This window comes from Thalassospira sp. MCCC 1A02898, from assembly GCF_001618185.1.
Lineage (GTDB): Bacteria > Pseudomonadota > Alphaproteobacteria > Rhodospirillales > Thalassospiraceae > Thalassospira > Thalassospira tepidiphila.
The window spans coordinates 149,638-167,781 of sequence record NZ_LPXK01000013.1; the positions used below are offsets into that span (position 1 = coordinate 149,638).

21 protein-coding genes are annotated in these 18,144 nt (G+C 53.8%); 13 read left to right on the forward strand and 8 right to left on the reverse strand.

All coding sequences use genetic code 11. The features are described 5' to 3' along the window. Positions 1-26: 26 nt before the first annotated feature. The 6 genes from AUQ41_RS17360 (at position 27) to AUQ41_RS17385 (ending at position 6,135) form a co-directional block, all read left to right on the forward strand. Positions 27-1,406 (forward strand): sigma-54 dependent transcriptional regulator, encoded by a 1,380-nt coding sequence (locus AUQ41_RS17360; RefSeq protein ID WP_008891085.1) that lies wholly within the window; start codon positions 27-29, stop codon positions 1,404-1,406. Positions 1,407-1,448: 42 nt separating this feature from the next. Then, positions 1,449-2,828 carry a Trk system potassium transporter TrkA gene (gene trkA / locus AUQ41_RS17365; protein ID WP_008891084.1) on the forward strand — a complete coding sequence of 460 codons (1,380 nt, stop codon included), beginning with the start codon at positions 1,449-1,451 and terminating at the stop codon, positions 2,826-2,828. Between the two features lie 63 nt (positions 2,829-2,891). Then, positions 2,892-3,578: an HAD family hydrolase gene (locus tag AUQ41_RS17370; RefSeq protein WP_063089483.1), complete on the forward strand. Its 687-nt coding sequence runs from the start codon at positions 2,892-2,894 to the stop codon at positions 3,576-3,578. A 121-nt stretch (positions 3,579-3,699) separates the two neighbouring features. After that, positions 3,700-3,957, forward strand: coding sequence for an RNA chaperone Hfq (gene hfq, locus AUQ41_RS17375; protein ID WP_008891082.1), 258 nt, complete (start codon positions 3,700-3,702; stop codon positions 3,955-3,957). After that, positions 3,950-5,296 carry a GTPase HflX gene (hflX, locus tag AUQ41_RS17380; RefSeq protein WP_369813539.1) on the forward strand — a complete coding sequence of 449 codons (1,347 nt, stop codon included), beginning with the start codon at positions 3,950-3,952 and terminating at the stop codon, positions 5,294-5,296. Before hfq ends, hflX begins: the two co-directional genes overlap by 8 nt. A 14-nt stretch (positions 5,297-5,310) precedes the next feature. Continuing rightward, a complete protein-coding gene (locus AUQ41_RS17385; protein ID WP_083952779.1) occupies positions 5,311-6,135 on the forward strand; it encodes an inositol monophosphatase in 825 nt (274 codons plus the stop codon). Between the two features lie 6 nt (positions 6,136-6,141). On the opposite strand, the gene mazG is transcribed toward AUQ41_RS17385, so the two are convergent. The 5 genes from mazG to ectA all read right to left on the reverse strand — a co-directional run bounded on the left by mazG (position 6,142) and on the right by ectA (position 11,140). Further along, a complete protein-coding gene (mazG, locus tag AUQ41_RS17390) occupies positions 6,142-6,966 on the reverse strand; it encodes a nucleoside triphosphate pyrophosphohydrolase (RefSeq protein WP_063089485.1) in 825 nt (274 codons plus the stop codon). Positions 6,967-7,124: 158 nt separating this feature from the next. Continuing rightward, positions 7,125-8,630, reverse strand: a complete 1,506-nt coding sequence (locus tag AUQ41_RS17395) for an aspartate kinase (RefSeq protein ID WP_063089486.1) — start codon at positions 8,628-8,630, stop codon at positions 7,125-7,127. A gap of 83 nt (positions 8,631-8,713) precedes the next feature. Beyond that, the gene (locus AUQ41_RS17400) at positions 8,714-9,115 is read right to left on the reverse strand and encodes an ectoine synthase (RefSeq protein WP_008891076.1); all 402 of its coding nucleotides are present in this window, start codon (positions 9,113-9,115) and stop codon (positions 8,714-8,716) included. Positions 9,116-9,181: 66 nt separating this feature from the next. Continuing rightward, positions 9,182-10,465, reverse strand: a complete 1,284-nt coding sequence (gene ectB / locus AUQ41_RS17405) for a diaminobutyrate--2-oxoglutarate transaminase (protein WP_063089488.1) — start codon at positions 10,463-10,465, stop codon at positions 9,182-9,184. A gap of 126 nt (positions 10,466-10,591) precedes the next feature. Beyond that, a complete protein-coding gene (gene ectA / locus AUQ41_RS17410; protein WP_008891074.1) occupies positions 10,592-11,140 on the reverse strand; it encodes a diaminobutyrate acetyltransferase in 549 nt (182 codons plus the stop codon). A 322-nt stretch (positions 11,141-11,462) separates the two neighbouring features. Here ectA and AUQ41_RS17415 point away from each other — a divergent pair, with 322 nt between their 5' ends. Together AUQ41_RS17415 and AUQ41_RS17420 are read left to right on the forward strand one after the other, a co-directional pair. Then, positions 11,463-11,951, forward strand: coding sequence for a MarR family winged helix-turn-helix transcriptional regulator (locus tag AUQ41_RS17415; protein WP_008891073.1), 489 nt, complete (start codon positions 11,463-11,465; stop codon positions 11,949-11,951). 198 nt (positions 11,952-12,149) lie between these two features. After that, positions 12,150-13,088, forward strand: a complete 939-nt coding sequence (locus AUQ41_RS17420; protein ID WP_063090115.1) for an MBL fold metallo-hydrolase — start codon at positions 12,150-12,152, stop codon at positions 13,086-13,088. Between the two features lie 19 nt (positions 13,089-13,107). Here AUQ41_RS17420 and AUQ41_RS17425 read toward each other — a convergent pair whose 3' ends face one another. The 3 genes from AUQ41_RS17425 to AUQ41_RS17435 all read right to left on the reverse strand — a co-directional run bounded on the left by AUQ41_RS17425 (position 13,108) and on the right by AUQ41_RS17435 (position 15,064). After that, the gene (locus AUQ41_RS17425; RefSeq protein ID WP_063089489.1) at positions 13,108-14,202 is read right to left on the reverse strand and encodes a YeeE/YedE family protein; all 1,095 of its coding nucleotides are present in this window, start codon (positions 14,200-14,202) and stop codon (positions 13,108-13,110) included. Positions 14,203-14,312: 110 nt separating this feature from the next. Continuing rightward, positions 14,313-14,675, reverse strand: coding sequence for a helix-turn-helix transcriptional regulator (locus AUQ41_RS17430; RefSeq protein ID WP_063089490.1), 363 nt, complete (start codon positions 14,673-14,675; stop codon positions 14,313-14,315). Positions 14,676-14,788: 113 nt separating this feature from the next. Further along, positions 14,789-15,064: a transcriptional regulator gene (locus tag AUQ41_RS17435; RefSeq protein ID WP_232308438.1), complete on the reverse strand. Its 276-nt coding sequence runs from the start codon at positions 15,062-15,064 to the stop codon at positions 14,789-14,791. A gap of 219 nt (positions 15,065-15,283) precedes the next feature. Between AUQ41_RS17435 and AUQ41_RS17440 the strand changes: the two genes are divergently transcribed. The 5 genes from AUQ41_RS17440 (at position 15,284) to soxZ (ending at position 18,126) form a co-directional block, all read left to right on the forward strand. After that, a complete protein-coding gene (locus AUQ41_RS17440) occupies positions 15,284-16,018 on the forward strand; it encodes a cytochrome c biogenesis CcdA family protein (RefSeq protein ID WP_063089493.1) in 735 nt (244 codons plus the stop codon). A gap of 10 nt (positions 16,019-16,028) precedes the next feature. Then, positions 16,029-16,646 carry a thioredoxin family protein gene (locus AUQ41_RS17445; protein WP_198155650.1) on the forward strand — a complete coding sequence of 206 codons (618 nt, stop codon included), beginning with the start codon at positions 16,029-16,031 and terminating at the stop codon, positions 16,644-16,646. Positions 16,647-16,842: 196 nt separating this feature from the next. Beyond that, positions 16,843-17,304 (forward strand): sulfur oxidation c-type cytochrome SoxX, encoded by a 462-nt coding sequence (gene soxX, locus AUQ41_RS17450; RefSeq protein WP_063089495.1) that lies wholly within the window; start codon positions 16,843-16,845, stop codon positions 17,302-17,304. A gap of 19 nt (positions 17,305-17,323) precedes the next feature. Beyond that, the gene (soxY, locus tag AUQ41_RS17455) at positions 17,324-17,779 is read left to right on the forward strand and encodes a thiosulfate oxidation carrier protein SoxY (RefSeq protein ID WP_008891065.1); all 456 of its coding nucleotides are present in this window, start codon (positions 17,324-17,326) and stop codon (positions 17,777-17,779) included. Positions 17,780-17,799: 20 nt separating this feature from the next. Then, a complete protein-coding gene (gene soxZ, locus AUQ41_RS17460; protein ID WP_063089497.1) occupies positions 17,800-18,126 on the forward strand; it encodes a thiosulfate oxidation carrier complex protein SoxZ in 327 nt (108 codons plus the stop codon). Positions 18,127-18,144 lie beyond the last annotated feature (18 nt).

The following is an 18,144-nucleotide window of genomic DNA, read 5'->3' on the forward strand; positions in this document are numbered from 1 at the left end:
AAGAAAAAGATTGATTTGGTCACGACATGGCGCACGACATTCTTATTGTCGACGATGAAGAAGATATCCGGGCTCTGATATCAGGCATCCTCGAGGACGAGGGTTATACAACCCGTCAGGCAGGATCAAGCCAGGGCGCGCTGTCAGAGGTTGCAGCCCGTCGGCCAAGCCTTGTGGTGCTTGATATCTGGATGGATGAAAGCGATCACGATGGCATCGAGACGCTTAAGCTGATCAAGCGCGAGCACAGCGAAGTTCCGGTTGTGATGATTTCCGGTCACGGCAATATTGAAACGGCACTCGAAGCGTCGCGCATTGGCGCATATGATTTTATCGAGAAGCCGTTTAACACTGATCGCCTTTTGATGGTTGTCGAACGCGCCATTGACGATGCGCGCCTGCGTCGTGAAAACCGCGAACTGACTTTGCGGGCCGGTGGTGATACCGAACTTGTTGGCAAATCGTCCGTTTTGAACAACTTGCGCCAGTCCGCCGAACGGGTTGCGCGCACTGGCAGCCGCATTCTGATCCATGGTCCGGCCGGATCGGGCAAGGAAGTTGTCGCGCGCTTGATCCATCAGAAATCCGCCCGTGCCGAGGCGCCGTTTGTCGTGCTGAACTGTGCCAATATTTCTCCCGATACCATGGAAGAATCGCTGTTTGGGGCGGTTGCGACGTCGGATCGTGAGGCGCGTACAGGTGTGCTTGAACTTGCCCATGGCGGGACCTTGTTGCTTGATGAAGTGGCCGATATGCCACTCGAAACCCAGGGCAAGATTGTCCGGGTTTTGCAGGATCAGACGTTTGAACGTGTTGGCGGATCGGTTCCGGTCAATGTTGATGTGCGCGTTATCGCAACGACCGCGCGCGACCTTGAACAACGCATCGCCGAACAGAAATTCCGCCAGGACCTTTATTACCGCCTCAATGTTGTGCCACTTGAAGTGCCATCCTTGCAGCAGCGCCGGGAAGATATTCCGATGTTGGCGGAAATGTTCCTTGATCGTTATGCCGATGCGACGGGTCTTCCGAAACGGAAACTCTCGCCCGAAGCAATGGCAACCCTGCATGCCTATGATTGGCCGGGCAATGTGCGCCAGTTGCGCAATGTCATCGAAAGATTGATGATCATGGCGCCCGATGATGATGACAAGGTTGATCTGATCAGTGGTAAAATGCTGCCATCAGAGCTGTTTTCTGACGTGCCAACGTCGCTAAGTTTTGACAAGACCAGTGAAATCATGGCATTGCCGCTCCGCGAAGCGCGGGAGATGTTTGAAAAAGAATATCTCCAGACACAGATCGACCGTTTTGGCGGGAATATCTCCAAAACGGCAAGCTTTGTCGGAATGGAACGCTCAGCCTTGCATCGCAAGCTGAAAAGCCTTGGTGTGAACGGGCAATAAGCCCAAACTCATCATGGACTGTTGTGAACGGGAGAACTCGAAATGAAGGTCATCATTTGCGGCGCCGGGCAGGTGGGGTTCCACATTGCCAAATATCTGGCTGCGGAAAACAATGATGTAACCGTGATCGACCAGTCCGAAGAACTGGTACGCAAGATTTCCGACACGCTTGAGGTCAAGGGTATCATTGGTTTTGGCTCGCACCCGGACGTGTTGCAACAGGCCGGTGCCGAAGAGGCCGACATGCTGATCGCGGTGACCTTTGCCGATGAAGTCAATATGACAGCCTGTCAGGTGGCTCATTCCCTGTTTAACGTGCCGACCAAAATCGCCCGTATCCGCAGCCAGACTTATCTGCAGCCCGAATGGGCAAGCCTGTTTGGCCGTGAAAAGCTTCCGATTGATGTGGTGATTTCGCCCGAGATGGAAGTCGCGCGCGCAGTTGCACGCCGCCTGCAGGCACCCGGTGCATTCGACATGATCCCGTTTGCCGATGACAAGGTCAAAATCCTTGGCATCCGGTGTAGCGACGATTGCCCGGTGATCAATACGCCGTTGCGTCAGCTTCATCAGCTTTTCCCGGATCTCAACATCTCGATCCTTGGCATGATCCGCGGTGACAAGGCGGTCTATCCCAAGGGCGACGACCAGATGCTGGCAGGCGACCTTGTGTATCTTGCTGTATCGAGCGATCAGGTGGATCGCGCAATGTCGGCCTTTGGTCACGAAGACCCCGAAGCGCGCCGTATTGTGATCTTTGGCGGCGGGAACATCGCATTGTTCCTGGCCGAGGAAATCAACAAGAACTTCCCGGGTGTGACCACCCGATTGGTCGAAGCCGATCCGGAACGCGCGCGCTATGTCGCGCAGAAACTGCCAAAGAAAAGCGTTGTTCTGCGGGGTGACGTTCTTGATCCTGAACTGCTTGAAGAAGCCAATGTCGGTAATGCCGAGGCGGTCGTTGCGCTGACCAATGATGATGAAACCAACATTCTGGCATCACTTCTGGCCAAACGGTATGGCTGCCCGCGTGCGCTGACACTGATTAACAAAAGCACCTATAACTCGCTGGTTTCCGAACTTGGCGTGGATGTGGTGATCAGTCCGCGTATGACGACGGTGTCGACCATCCTGCATCATGTGCGCCGCGGTCGTATTCGTGCCGTGCACAGTTTGTCAGAGGGCTTTGGCGAGGTTCTTGAGGCAGAAGCACTTGAAACTGCACCAATTGTTGGCAAGGCGATCAAGGATATCGCGATGCCGGCAAGCGTGGTGTTTGGGGCCATTTTGCGCGATGGCGAAGTTGTGATGCCGCGCGCCGCCACCGTGATCGAGGCCAACGACCGGATTGTCGTATTTGCCGGGTCGGAACAGATCAAGAAGGTCGAAAAGATGTTCGCTGTTCGTCTGGAATACTTCTGATAAATCAAAGCGTTGCTATAATCCTCATACAATATATTCCCGATCTTGCCACCGGAAGTTCAAATGTCAGACCAATTGCCCCATCCGCCAAAGGCCGTCATTTTTGACTGGGATAACACCCTTGTCGATAGCTGGGGAACGATCCAGGCGGCCCTTAACATGACATTTGACGACTTCGGGCTTGAGACATGGACGCTTGAACAAACCAAGCAGCGTGTCGCGCGCTCGATGCGAGATAGTTTTCCGATCTTGTTTGGTGAAGATCGCTGGGAGCAGGCCAAAGACAGCTTTTATGGTCATTTCCAGTCTATTCACCTTGAAACCCTGATGCCGCTGGCCGGGGCGCATGATCTGTTATGTGCACTGCGTGATAACGGCACCTATATCGGGGTGGTCAGCAACAAGAACGGCGATTTCTTGCGCAAGGAAGCCGATCACCTTGGATGGACGCCATTTTTTGGCAAGATTGTCGGTGCAACCGATGCCGCCAAGGACAAACCGGCACCCGATCCGGTGCATCTGGCGATGGGCGACTCTTCGGCGCCGCAATATGAGAATCTGTGGTTTGTTGGCGACAGCGTGGTCGATATTCAGTGCGCGCGCAACGTCGGGGCGACTGCAATTCTGATTGGCGATGAAATTACCGGTCACGGCGATACGCAGAATTCCGCGACTCTTAGCCCTGATTGGCATTTCGCTGATTGCGGGGCGCTTGTAGGGGTTGTAAAAGGCTTCTCGAAAGTCTTATAGTTCATAGAGGTCATTAAAAATGGGGCCGGAATCGTGACAGACCTTTAAGTCGACGGTTCCACATTTTCCTTGACCGCCCGAAACCAAAAAAACGCTCATAAAAGAAGGCTAGGTCTAACCGATGGCGGAAAAATCACAGAATGTTCAGGACGTCTTCCTGAATTATTGCCGTAAAAACAAAACGCCGGTTACCGTGTTTCTGGTCAACGGAGTCAAATTGCAGGGCATTATCACCTGGTTTGACAATTTCTCTGTTTTGCTGCGGCGCGATGCTCATACCCAGCTCGTATACAAACATGCGATTTCGACGGTAATGCCGACGACGCCGATCAAACTGTTTGATCCGAGCCAGCCTGCGACGGAAGAAGAAAATAGCTGAAGAATCTCTGACTTCGGGGGGCGGCGATACGCCAGAAGCTCCCCGGGTCCTAGTTTTCCACCCGGAACTAAAACGCGCAGACCAGACCGGTGCTTGGCGCGACGCATCGTCGCGTCTCGAAGAAGCGGTCAGTCTTACGGGTGCACTTGATTTTGAAGTGGTGGGCGCGGAAATTGTGCCCATCGCGAAATTGCGGCCTTCAACCCTGTTTGGCAAAGGCGTTACCGAACGTCTTGGTCTGCAGATCAAGGCCATTGAGGCCGACATTGTGATGATCAACGGCCAGCTTTCCCCGATCCAGCAACGTAACCTGGAGCGCGAGTGGAAATGCAAGGTCATTGACCGGACCGGCCTGATCCTTGAAATCTTTGCTGATCGCGCGCGGACGCGTGAAGGTCGTTTGCAGGTTCAACTGGCACTGCTGAGCTATCAGCGCTCGCGCCTTGTCCGGACCTGGACCCACCTTGAACGTCAACGTGGTGGGCGTGGCTTCCTTGCCGGTCCCGGTGAACGTCAGATCGAGATCGACCGTCGTTTGATCGGTGACAAGCTTGCCAAGCTCCGTCGTGAGCTTGAGGAAGTCAAACGGACGCGTGAACTTCATCGCGAAGCACGCCGTCGGGTACCGTATCCGATTGTGGCCCTTGTCGGTTACACCAACGCCGGTAAATCGACGTTGTTTAACCAGCTGACTGTGTCCGAGGTGTTTGCCGAGGATATGCTGTTTGCGACGCTTGATCCAACCATGCGTGGTTTGATCCTGCCAAGTGGTCGCAAGGTTATTCTGTCTGATACCGTGGGTTTTGTGTCCGATCTGCCGCACGATCTTGTCGCGGCGTTCCGTGCAACGCTTGAAGAAGTTCTTGAAGCCGACCTGATTGTCCATGTCCGCGATGCGGCTTCGCCTGAAACCGAAGAGCAAAAGCTTGATGTGCTTGAAGTTCTTAAGGAGCTTGGGCTTAAAAAGGCGATTGACGGCGAGGAACTTGTCGAGGCGCTGAACAAGATTGATCAGCTCAAAGGCGAAGAACTGCAAGCCGTTTTGGAATATTCTGCGCGTCATGACAACACGATCGCGATTTCAGCCATCAAAGGCACCAATTGCGATGCATTGCTTGGCCTGATTGAAGACCGGCTGACCGAAGATATGCCGGTGTTTGAGCTTTGTGTGCCGTATTCGGATGGCAAATCACTGGCGCGGCTTTATGAGCAGGGCGAGGTTTTGAAACGCAACGAAGGTGCCGACGGCATTTCGGTTCAGGTGCGCGTCGATACGACCCGCGTTGGCCGTTTCGAAGACTGGTGTGCCAAGGCCGGGCTCGATATTCATCTGGTTTGATAGGGAGAGAGCGCGTGGCGATTAAAGTCGATATGGACAAAGTGACCGAAATCATTCGGGAAGTATCGGCTGCTGAGATTGCCCCGCGTTTTGGCCAGTTGGATGATGCCGATATCGATACCAAGACCCATGCAATGGATCTGGTGACGATTGCAGATACCGAAGCCGAACGCGTTCTGACCCGGCGCCTGACCGATCTTTTGCCGGGCAGCCGCGCACTTGGCGAAGAAGCTGCCCATGAAGACCCGACTTTACAGGAGCGGATCTTTGCTGGCGATGATCCGTTCTGGATCATTGATCCGGTGGATGGCACCAAGAACTTTGCCCATCACAAACAACCGTTCCGTTGCATGGTCGGCCTTTATTCTGGTGGTGAAACCGTCGCCGCCTGGATTGTTGATCCGATTGAAGGGGCGGCAACCGTTGCAGAATTGGGGTCGGGGACGCGTAACCAGGATCAGCCGGTTTCGGTGCGTTCCAACATCACCAAAGCGTCTGATGCCAAAGGTTTTCTGATTTCATACGCCCGTGACCGCATCCGCAAGCATTACGGACATCTCGATTTCTTTGCCGATGTTGCGCATTATTCCTGCTGTGGTGCCGAGTATGAGGAAACGGCGCGTGGGGCGTTTGATTTCTGTGCCTATCGGACACTTAAACCCTGGGATCATGCGCCGGGCACATTGCTGGTGCGTGAGGCTGGTGGCTATGCGCGCTATATCACCGCCGACAAGAACAATGAATATAACGCCAATGCCACGGCGGCCGGACTTTTGTGCGCCAGCTCCGAGGAGCTGTGGGCAGAAATCAATGAAATTCTGATACCGCTCTTTACCTGAGCGTGATCAGACCTGACCACGTTCGGTCTTCTTCGCCAAATCCCAGAGACTATCCATTTCAGCCAAGTCTGAGTCCGCGGCCGTGCGGCCGTCGCGCGCGAGTTCGTCTTCGATGAAGTGGAAGCGTTTGGTAAACTTGTGGTTTGCGCCGCGAAGCGCCACTTCGGGATCAACACCGATCTTGCGCGCCAGATTGGCCATCACAAACAACATATCACCAAGTTCATCCTGCAAACGGGCCGGGTCCGGGTTTTCAGTCATTTCGGCTTTGAGTTCGTCGATTTCTTCGTGAAGTTTGTCAAAGACTTCATCGGTGCTGGGCCAGTCGAACCCGACACGCGCGGCGCGTTTGGTGAGTTTTTCTGCACGCATTAACGCGGGCAGGGCGCTTGCGACCCCATCAAGGGCGCTGTGGCGTTCGTGGCCTTTGTCTTCGGCCTTCCGGGCGCGTTCAGCCGCCTTGATCTTTTCCCAAGTATGATTGACGCCATCGGTCGTCGTGGCATCCCCGTCGCCAAATACATGCGGATGGCGGCTGATCATTTTTGAAACGATGCTGTTGGCGACGTCTTCGAACTCGAAATGACCGGCTTCCTTCGCCATCTGGGCATGGAACACCACCTGCAACAGCAAATCACCCAACTCGTTGCAAAGCTCTGGCATGTCATTGTCCGCAATGGCATCGGCCACTTCGTAGGCTTCTTCGATGGTGTAGGGGGCAATGGTGGAGAAATCCTGTTCGAGATCCCACGGGCAGCCACCATCGGGATTGCGCAGCTTTGCCATGACGTCGAGCAGTTCGTTGATGGCTTTGCTGTTATGCGTGGTCATGTCGATGTCCCGTCTGTTTTGCTGGTGTGCCCCGTTTATCCTTTAAGTCCTATCGCGCTGCATCAAAACTGACAAGCATATGATCAAGGCAAAACAAAACCCGCAAGGCCAATGCGGCACTTGCGGGTTTTGCTGTGATGTTCGGATGCCTTTTTGGCTTATGCAGCCTTGAGCTTTTCCTGTTTTTCGGTGCTGTCATCCTTGGTTTGCTTGGATGATGCACTTTCTTCTTTTTTGCCTTCGACGAGGCCGCGATGCAGGGCGACGATTGCCTTGTTGAAGTCGCCTTCGGCAACAACAAACTGCAGATCAACGCGGCGGCTCGGATAGTGGGAGGCCACCAGTTCGACGCCGGCATCATCAAGGATCGATACCGCGCGGGCGAACAGACCCGGCTGTTCGATGTTGGCACCAATCACTGAGACAATCGCGACCTTACGGGTCTGAACTGTTGCCTCTGGCTGATTTGCCTCGATCTCGTCAACGCAGCGGCGGATCTGCTTGAGCGGTGCCGACACGTAATGCGTAATCGTATTGGCGTTCAGGTTCTTGGTAACGGTCGGGACCTTGTAACGTTTCAGAACGTTCAGGATCGCTTCCTCGCCACCTGGAACACCAACCATATCCTGATTGAAGACCTCAATCTCGAACGCGGTCGGAACGCCAGTCACGATTTCAACACGGCTGTTTTCCGGCTCCCAATGATCGTCAATAACCGTGCCCGGATGTTCCGGTTCAAAGGTATTGGCAATCCGCAGCGGAATATCGTTTTGACGAAGGCCTTTGGCTGCGCGCGGGTGGATGGCTTCCATGCCCATGTTCGACAGCTGGTCGGCCACGTCATAGCTGGTGCGGCCAATCGGGCGCACAGCATCTTCGCCGACGATGCGCGGATCGGCACTCGACAGATGGAATTCTTTGTGAATGATCGCTTCGCGCGCCTGGGTCAGGCAGGCAATGCGCGAGAAGGTCACTTCACTATAGCCACGGCCATAGATGCTCATGAGGCCCTCGCTGCACTGGGCATAGCCCGTCGCAATGGCAAGCTGCTTGGAAAGGTCGATGTCATCAAACACCTTTCCAATACGACCATCAAGGGTAGAGGCCTCTGGCTCACGCCAGCCCGAAAGATCGGCAAAGACCGCATTTACACCCTTGGCACGCAGCAGCAGCATGGTGTTGTGCGCGCTATGCGCTTCACCAATGGCTGACAGCATTTCACGTACGGTCAGAAGATGCTTTTCAAGCTTGAAGTGACCAAAGCTGCACAGGCGATGAAGATCCATCAGGCAACTGCGCGTGCCTTCAATGCGTTCCTGTACAAAGGCATTGGCAAGCTTCAGTTCCGGCGCGTCGCCAAAAATCTCTTCGTTAATGGCGCACATCTTTTCGGAGACCTTGGTCAAGGCATCGCCCCAGGCCCAATCGGTTTCCGAGCCGGCGTAAAGCTGATAGACGCCCGGTTCACCGGTCTTTTTGTTTTCCAGCAAAAGGTCGGTAAACCCGCCATATGCCGAAACAACAAAGACACGGTTGTAAAGTTCGTCTTCCTTACGATTGCCGACAAGAATGTTGTCCATGACCGCATCAACCTGGGTCATCGACGTACCGCCGATCTTGTGAACGCTATGCCCTGCGTCCTTGTTTTTCTGGGCTGAAAGCATGTTGCCTCCTTTAGGGGCGTTTCCTTTAAAGAATATGCTTTAAATGGTCGGGCAGTCGTTAAGTGCCGCCCGACCAGAAATTGTTAGCTTGCGAGTGCTTCGCCATCGAGCGGATAGACACCGTTCTCGTCATGCACTTCACGGCCATTCAGCGGCGGGTTGAAGGCGCAGGCAACAACCATGTCCTCGGTGCCGCCGCGCAGATAGTGGCGGTCATGCTTGTCGAGGATGTAAACCGTGCCCGGCTCGATCTTGTATTTCTTGCCGTCAGCAATGGTTTCGACTTCGCCATTGCCCGAGATGCAGTAAACCGTCTCGAAATGGTTGGCGTAGCAAATCTCGGTTTCGGTGCCGGCATAAATGGTGGTGATGTGGAACGAGAAACCCATACCATCTTCGGCAAGCGACAGACGAGTGCTTTCCCAGTTGTCCGAAACCACGCGGCGACCGGATGCTTCACATTCTTTCAGAGTACGAACAATCATTTTTAACTCTTTGATATAATTAAGTTGTGGGGCCGGGCGACGCAGTTAAGCGTCGCCCAAACTATGTTACTCAGCGGCTGCTTTGGACGGGGAAACGTCCTTGCCCATGGCTTTGGCGGTTGCCAGTTCAAGGATTTCCAGTCCATGTGCCAGATCCTGCTTGGAGATGATCAGCGGCACAAGGCATTTGACCACTTCATCTTCCGGACCACTGGTTTCAATCACAAGGTTATGCTTGAAGCATTCCTTGGTGACCTTCGATGCCAGTTCGCCACTTTCAAAGCAGATACCCTGCATCAGGCCGCGGCCCTTGCGATAGAGTTTGCCATCGCCATAGCGATCAATGATTTCATCGAGGCGCGTTTCGAGGAACGCGGCCTTGTCGCGTACATCAGCAGCAAACTTGTCATCTGACCAGAAATGGTCAAGCGCAGCAGCGGCAGTCACAAACGCGTGGTTGTTACCACGGAAGGTGCCGTTATGTTCGCCCGGATGCCAGACATCGAGTTCCGGCTTCATCAGAACCACGGCAAGCGGAAGACCATACGCCGAAAGCGATTTCGACAGCGTGATGATGTCCGGCTTGATGCCAGCAGGTTCGAAGCTAAAGAACGTACCGGTACGGCCACAGCCCGCCTGAATGTCATCAACAATCAGAAGGATGTCATGCTTGCGGCAAACCTTTTCCAGGTTCTTGAGCCAGCCGAAGTCAGCGGCATTCAGGCCACCTTCACCCTGAAGGGTTTCGACGATCACGGCTGCGGGCAGGGCGATACCGCTGGAGTTGTCCGAAAGGACACGGTCCAGATACTCGGTGGTATCCGCACCGTCACCCATATAACCGTCAAACGGCACGGCGACAGCGTTATCAAGAGAGACGCCAGCAGCGCCACGATGATGTTCGTTACCCGTGATGGCAAGCGAACCAAGCGTGCAACCATGGAAGCCGTTGGTAAACGAAATCACGGTTTCGCGGCCCTTGACGCGGCGGGCCAGTTTAAGAGCAGCTTCGACGGCATTGGTGCCGGTCGGGCCAGTAAACTGGACCTTATATTCCATGTCACGCGGCTTGAAGATTTTCTCTTCGAGCGCTTCAAGAAAGGCTGCCTTGGCCTTGGTGTGCATGTCCAGACCATGGGTTACGCCGTTTGATTTGATATAATCAATCAGCTTTTCCTGCAGGACAGGATGATTATGGCCATAGTTCAGCGTGCCGGCACCGGCAAGGAAATCAAGATAGCGGTTGCCATCGACATCGGTCAGCCAAGCGCCTTCAGCACTTTCAAAGGTTACGGGGAAGGAGCGTGCATAGCTCTGAACTTCCGATTCAAGGCGATCAAATACAGTCATAGTTCCCTCTTTCAGATTGGGAAAATCAAGTCCACCTGTCATACCGAACGTTCCGGCGTGCCGGATGTTCCAAAAATGGTCGATGCCATTTCGAGTATGACAAGTGGGGAAATTAGGTCAGCCGGATTAGGCGGCGACGCGTTCGACGTCTTCGCGCTCGAACGGACCGATCTGCCAAAGAATTTCGCTGGCAGCGGCGCCTTCGAAGTGTGTTTCGCGTTCAAACTGGACCTTGCGCTTTACATCAGCACCCAGTTCGCGCGCAACGGAACGGAAGACACCCTGCGACGGTGCGTTCGTCGAGGTGATCGTTGTGTTCAGCTGCGAGACGTTGTGGCAGGACGGACGATCCAGAATATCAAGGATCAGACGCTTCGCCAGACGCAGGCCACGGGCCTTGGGCGAAACTGCCACCTGCCAGATGAAAAGCTGTTCAGGCTGGTCGGGGACGATGTAGCCCGAAACGAAACCGACGGCTTCGCCGTTCAGTTCGGCAATCGCGCACGTGCCTGAGAAGTGCGAGCACTGCAGCAGATTGCAATACATCGAGTTTTCATCCAGCGGCTTGCAGTCGGCAATGAGGTTATTCACCGCAGCGCCGTCTGTGGCCTTGGGTTTACGGATAATCAGGTTGGCTTTCTGGCCGGTATTGCCGTTTGTGTTGGCAATTTTCATCGGTCTGCCTGCTCTGTTATTTCGATACACGATCATTTATGTCGCGAGAGATGTATAGAACAACGATACAAATTGATCAACCCCTTCTCTGTGACTTTCCTATGAAACTCTGTAAGCTATTGATAATAAGCTAAACATTGATGTATCGCCCTTCGATAAGGATAATATTCTTTCGATGAAATATTGTTTCCTGAATAGAGCGATAATCGATGGAATAAATGATCGAAATTCGATATAAAAGTGTCTTAAAGCGTTGCGCAGCCGCGGGTCCGGGGCTAAAACAACGCATGCTATAGAAACGAAAAACGTCCGGAAAATAACAATGGATAAATTGCATGAAGCGTTGATCTCCATCCGCCGCATTCTGCGGGCGAGTGATATCCACGCCAAAAAGCTTGGTAAGGTGACCGGGCTTAAAACATCCCAGCTTCTTGTTTTGCAATCGCTTGAGGAATTCGGTGAGATGACGGTTGGCCAGATCGCGGCCAAGGTTAATCTTGCCCAGGCATCGACCACCGCGCTTGTCGACAAGTTGCAGGCGATGCGGCTTGTGACACGCGAGCGCGGAGACACCGACAAGCGCAAGGTGTTCGTCAGGCTTACCGATCAGGGCAGGGCTATTCTGGATCGCGCACCGATGGCACTTCATGACCGTTTTTCGGACAAATTCAACAATCTTGAGGAATGGGAACAGACGTTTCTCATCGCCGCTCTGCAACGTGTTTCAGGGATGATGGATGCCAGTGACATCGACGTCGCACCCGTTCTGGACCACGATGAGATTGTTGAAAGGGCGGTAGATCGTCACTGAATGCAGTGAGGTCAATGTGTCCTTTAGTGTATTGTAAATAAATAAAAAATCACACAACGTTGCCTGTGTGTCTTACCCGGGGCTTGGTGCTGCATCCGGGGTTGTTGGCGTGTGGAAAGCTCCGCTTGGTATGTTTTTAGGTTGACCAAATCAACCATGAGTGCATTCATTCAAAAAAACATATATGTGGAGGATGCAATGTCTGGAAGCAATTCCTGGTCTCGTCGTGATGTTTTGAAATCTTCGTTGGCACTGGCGGGTATGGGTGCGGCCGGGTTGTTTCCCGGCGCTGCGTCAGCGCTTGGTTCCCTGAAACTTGGTGCGTCAGACATCACGGTCATATCGGATGGCAATCTGATGTTGCCGTTATCTTTTGCCTTTCCTGATGTGTCACAGGATGAACTGGTTGCGTTGCTTAAGGCCGAGGGGCAGCCAACGGATGCGTTGCTGCCCGATTGCAACATCACCGTTTTGCGCCGTGATGATCGGGTGGTGATGTTTGATGTTGGCGCTGGCCCGAATTTCATGCCGTCAGCCGGCAAGCTTATGGACAACATTGATGCGGCCGGTGTCAGCCCGGATGAAGTGACCGATATTGTTTTTACGCACGCGCATCCCGACCATCTGTGGGGGCTGATTGATGATTTCGACGAATTGATCTTTGCCGACGCGCGCTATCACATGAACCGGATCGAGTGGGAATACTGGCAGGCCGAGGATACGCTTGAAAAAACGCCCGACGCGCGCAAAAGCTTTGTGGTCGGGGCGCGCAACCGGATGGCCTTCCTTGAGGATCGTATAGAGTTGTTCGATTATGGTGCAGAGGTGGTACCCGGTGTCGAGGCGGTCGATACCGCCGGTCACACACCCGGGCATACATCTTTCATGATCCATGACGGATCAAACAGCGCACTTGTGGTTGGCGATGCCATTACCAATGTCGCCGTATCCCTGGTCCATCCAGAATGGCCAAGCGGATCTGATCAGGATGCCGAAAAGGGCATTGCCACGCGCAAGATGCTGCTCGATCGGCTTGCCGTCGATGGATCGCGGATTATTGGCTTTCACATGCCGCATCCAGGCCTTGGCGTGATCGAGCGGGCAGGTCCGGCATATCGGTTTGTTGTGGCGGGATAATTGCTACGTGGGTCTTGGTTTAACCGTGCTTGCGCAGCGATATTGCGCGCAGGAACCCGAACGGTGATCCTTCAAGAAGAACGCCAAGACCCACCCGTGCCCCGATGGCAATCGAGATCATCACAATTGGCGAAGAGATTGCCAGTGTGGAGAACGCGCTGACACCTTGGCCGATGGTGCAGCCAAGGGCAAAAACGCCGCCAGTTCCCATCAAAAATGCGCCAAGCAGGTGGCGACCAAGTTCGCGGGCGTCATCGCAGGCTTCCCAGCGCATGTCGTTGCTTTTCCAAGCTGCCAGTGCCGCGCCCAGAAACACCCCAATCACCAATCCAACCCCGTAATCGGGCAGGGCCCCGGTAACGGTGATGATCTGCATGATTGTATCGCCAACCGGGGTGACAAAGGATCCTGCCTCGATCTGGGTTTCGACAAAGCGATATTTTGCAAAGCTCGTCGTCCAGACCCAACCAAGCGAAATGCAGGCACCAATGGTGATGGCGCCAAGCGCCTTGGCACGTTCGGCACGGAAATCAGAACTGCGAAAGACCCACCAAAGCCCGATGGCACTGATCAGCAGGGCAATCGGATAGTGCAGATCAAATCCACTGGCATGTGAGGCGATCGCGCCAATCGATTGCGATCCGGCTGAGGTGAACTCAATCGACAGCGGATCAAGAAACCAGACACGAAAATGGCCCGTTACGCCGCGAAGGGCAGCAATGGCTGCCAGTCCGATACCGGTCAGGACGACCAGCGCACGCAGATTGCCACCGCCCAGACGAATGATGGCACCAAAGCCGCATGTGCCGACAAAGGCCATGCCAAAGCCAAACATCAGCCCGCCCAGAATGCTGCCTGCAATCGGCAGGGTCGGGGTGATGTAGAAACTGTTTGAAAGATCGATAACGCCAAGGGCGATAAACGTTTGGGTGCAGAACAGTGCGGTGATGGCCGCCAACACCCAGGCGCGCAGACCGATGCTGTTGGCAGCGAACCAATAGCGTTCAAGGGCTGCCATCGTGCAGAAATGTTGTCGACGTGCGACAAATCCCACCACGATGCCGGTCAAAACACCGACAAGCGGCAGGGCCCAGGGATTATCCAAACCCAGCATGACGTTTTCCTCCCGCCTTGTTGATTGTAATTTTTTGCCAAGGCGTCGGCGGAATCGTGACGTTTTTTCTGTTCTAATTCAAGGAAGCTTTTTCGATCAGCAGTTGTCGCCTATTCGGCAGCGGCTTTTTCTTCGTCGCGGACCGGGGCACAGAACAGGTCATAAAGCGTGCCAATGATGGTCGCCATTTCCGTATCGACAATGCGGTAATAGATCATGCGCCCTTCGCGGCGGGCCGAGACCAGACCATCAATGCGAAGCCGTGCCAGTTGTTGGGATACAACAGCCTGGGGCATGGACAGAATTTCTTCGAGATCGGATACCGACCTTTCGCCTTCCTGAAGGATGCAAAGGATCAGCAAGCGTGTCTCATGCGACAGCGCCTTGAGCATCTCGCTGGCCTTGCGCGCCTGCTTGAGGAGAGCTTCGGCTTCGGTCGAGTCCATGTTTTGCTTGAAACGTGGTAGGGCCATCGTTTGCTGTGCTCGTCGGTTAAAGGGCCAAAGCCATTAGATGTCCGATTATACCAGACATCCAAGTCAATACACGATTGGATACTGTGCTTCAAACCGAATATACAGTTTTCCTAATCGTTCGGCAATTGCGAGAGCATCTCGTCAAGCATCGGCCAGAAAAAATGATCGCCGGGATAACCGCGCAGGCGGGCGACTTCCCGGTTGTTGCTGATTAACACGAATGTCGGTGTAACACGTTCACGCGCGATGTGTTCAAGGTCTTCGGGCCATTCATGAATATCAACACGGCGAAGAGGGGCCAGTTTACCCTGATCGGTATTGGGGTAGGCTTCGCCGATTTCCTGATGCCAGCGCACACACCATGCGCATCCCTTTTGTTCAAGCATCAATAATTCGGTCGCCAATGCAGATCCAATCCACATCTGTGATGCGAAAATCATGGCCAGAGTGAACCGGAATGACCTGGAAATGTGCGATTTTTTCATATGTCTGAATTCTACATAAAGTTATGATTGAATTATATATATGAAAAATACTATTCTTTGAACAGGCGCTGATAAACAAATTCCAAAATCAGATACCCACAGCGCCGGGAGGAACATGAATTGCTCGATATTGGTTTCGGCGCAGCCTTCCTTGCGGGGGTGTTGTCGTTCTTTACGCCCTGTGTTTTGCCGATTGTGCCGCCATACCTTGCCTATCTGGCAGGGGTCAGTGTTGCGGATCTTGATGATCGTGCGGTCGCAAGTGCGAAGTCACGCCATGTGTTCTTTACGGCATTGGCCTTTGTCGCGGGTTTTAGCACGATTTTCATCGCCCTTGGTGCCACGGCAAGCGTCATTGGCCAGTCACTGGCCAGCTATTTCGACATCTTATCGATCATTGCCGGGATCATGATTGCGACCATGGGGCTCCATTTCATGGGGGTTTTCCGGATATCGCTTTTGTATCGCGATGCGCGGGTCAATGTTGCGAAAAAGCCGGCGGGTCTTGTCGGGGCCTATGTGATGGGGCTTGCCTTTGCCTTTGGCTGGACACCGTGCGTGGGTCCAGCATTGGCCGCAATCCTGTTTGTTGCCGGGGCGGAAAGCACGGCATTGCGCGGGGCAGGGTTGCTTGCGGTTTATTCGCTGGGAATCGGTTTGCCCTTTGCGCTGGCGGGGCTTTTCGCCGGGCAGTTCGTTGGCTGGTCCCGAAAATTCAAACGACACATGCACACTGTTGAACGTGCGATGGGGATCTTGTTGGTGTTGACCGGTGTCTTGTTCATGACCGGACAGATGTCGGCCATCGCCCAATGGTTGCTTGATACTTTCCCTTCGCTTTCGACCCTCGGATAGGAGTTGCGTCATGAATATGCGTCATCTGCTGCGTGGAGTGCCTTTGGCAAAATGTCTGGTCGCCGGTTTGCTGGTAATGAGTTGGTCACAAGGATCGCACGCGGAAACCGTGGGCGAAGATGGTCTGCACAAGCAGGACTGGTTTTCGATCACATTTCGCGACATTGCCGACGATATCGCGGCCGCCCGGGATGAAAACAAGCGTCTGGTGATGATCTTTGAACAGCGCGGCTGCATCTATTGCGCCAAGATGCATACCGAACTGCTGAGCGATCCAGAGGTATCCGACTACATCAAGGAGAACTTCAAGGTCGTCCAGTACAACATGTTTGGCGACGAAGAAGTGATTGATCTTGATGGTGACGTACTGAGCGAGAAAACCGCCGCCCGCAAGTGGGGCTATGTCTTTACCCCGACCATTGTTTTTCTGCCTGAAGAAGTACCGGAAGATGGCAGGAATGCCGCCGAGGCCGCGGTTGCGACCATGCCGGGTGCGTTTGGCAAGTGGACCTTCCTGAATATGTTTCGCTGGGTGAACGAGAAGGGTTACGAAACCGACGAGCACTTCCAGAAATATCATGCCCGCATCATTCAGAAGCTTCAGGAAGAGGGTCGTTTGGGGCAGTAACAACCCCTTGCAATGTATGCACAATTAATAGTTCAGCACATGAAACATTAAAAATATCATATTTATGTGTTGAATTAAAAGTTGAGTTTGAATAACTTGAACTAAAGGCGCCGCCAGAGCCGCCAGATGTCAGACCGGGGATGTTCATATGCCACATAGAGGGCAGGGGCATCGTCACAGGAGGAACCACAACGCCATGTCTTGGAAACCAAGAGCCTTTCTTGCGTGCCTGATCGTTGGCCTTCCGGCCCTTGCCGCAGCTGATGCACTTGCACCTGCCGATGTCAAATTCGATGACATGTCCGTATCCCAGTCATTGACCAGCCAGCCGGGGGACCCGGAAAACGGGCGTAAGGTCTTTGCCAATCGTAGCCTTGGCAACTGTCTGGCATGTCACGCCGTCAAAGATCAAAGCGACCAGCTGTTCCACGGCGAAGTCGGGCCGCCGCTTGACGGTGCTGCCGACCGCTGGAGCGAGGGCGAACTTCGCGCCATCGTGGCTGATGCCAAAGAAGTTTTCTCCGAAGAGACGGTGATGCCGGGCTTCTATTCGCTGAATGTCGGCATCAATGTCCGCGAAGATCTGGTCGGCAAAACAATCCTGACCGCGCAGGAAGTTGAAGATGTCGTGGCCTATTTGGCAACGCTCAAAGAATAACAACCACCGAGGAACCAAGATGAATCTCACACGACGCCAAATGCTTTGTGCATCGGTCGGTGCAGCTGCAGCCGGAGTGTTCGGCTTCTCGCTGTCCGCCTCTGCCACGCCGGAAGCCACAGCCGAAAGCATCAAAAACTTTGCCGGTGGTAAAGAGCCCGCGATGGGTGGTGACCTGACCCTGACGACGCCGGAAATTGCCGAAAACGGCAACACCGTACCGATCGAGGTGTCTGTGGCAAGCCCGATGACGGATGACGATTACGTTGAGTCGGTTGTCATCTATGCCGAAGGCAACCCCAACCCGGATGTCGCTGTATTCCACTTCACGCCGATGAGCGGTGCAGCCGAGGCGAAAACCCGCATGCGTCTTGCGAAAACCCAGAATGTGGTTGCGGTCGCAAAGACCAGTAAGGGTCAGGTTTTCATGGATAAAAAAGAAGTCAAAGTGACCATCGGTGGTTGCGGCGGCTGATCGGATCGGGAGAAAGTCAAATGGACAATATCAAGCCGCGTGTAAAAGTGCCGAAATCCGCATCGGCTGGTGAGATCATCACCATCAAGACCCTGATCAACCATCCGATGGAATCAGGTTTGCGCAAGGGCAAGGATGGCAATCTCATCCCGCGCCAGATCATCAACAAGTTCACCTGTGAATTCAACGGCAAGCCCGTGTTTTCCTGTGAACTCGAGCCGGCAATTTCCGCCAACCCCTATATCGAGTTTTCCGCCAAGGTTAACGAGGCTGGAACATTCAAGTTCAGCTGGTTGGATGATGACGGTTCTGTCTACGAGACTGAAAACAAGATCGCCATAAAATGATTCGGGACGGGTCCTTGA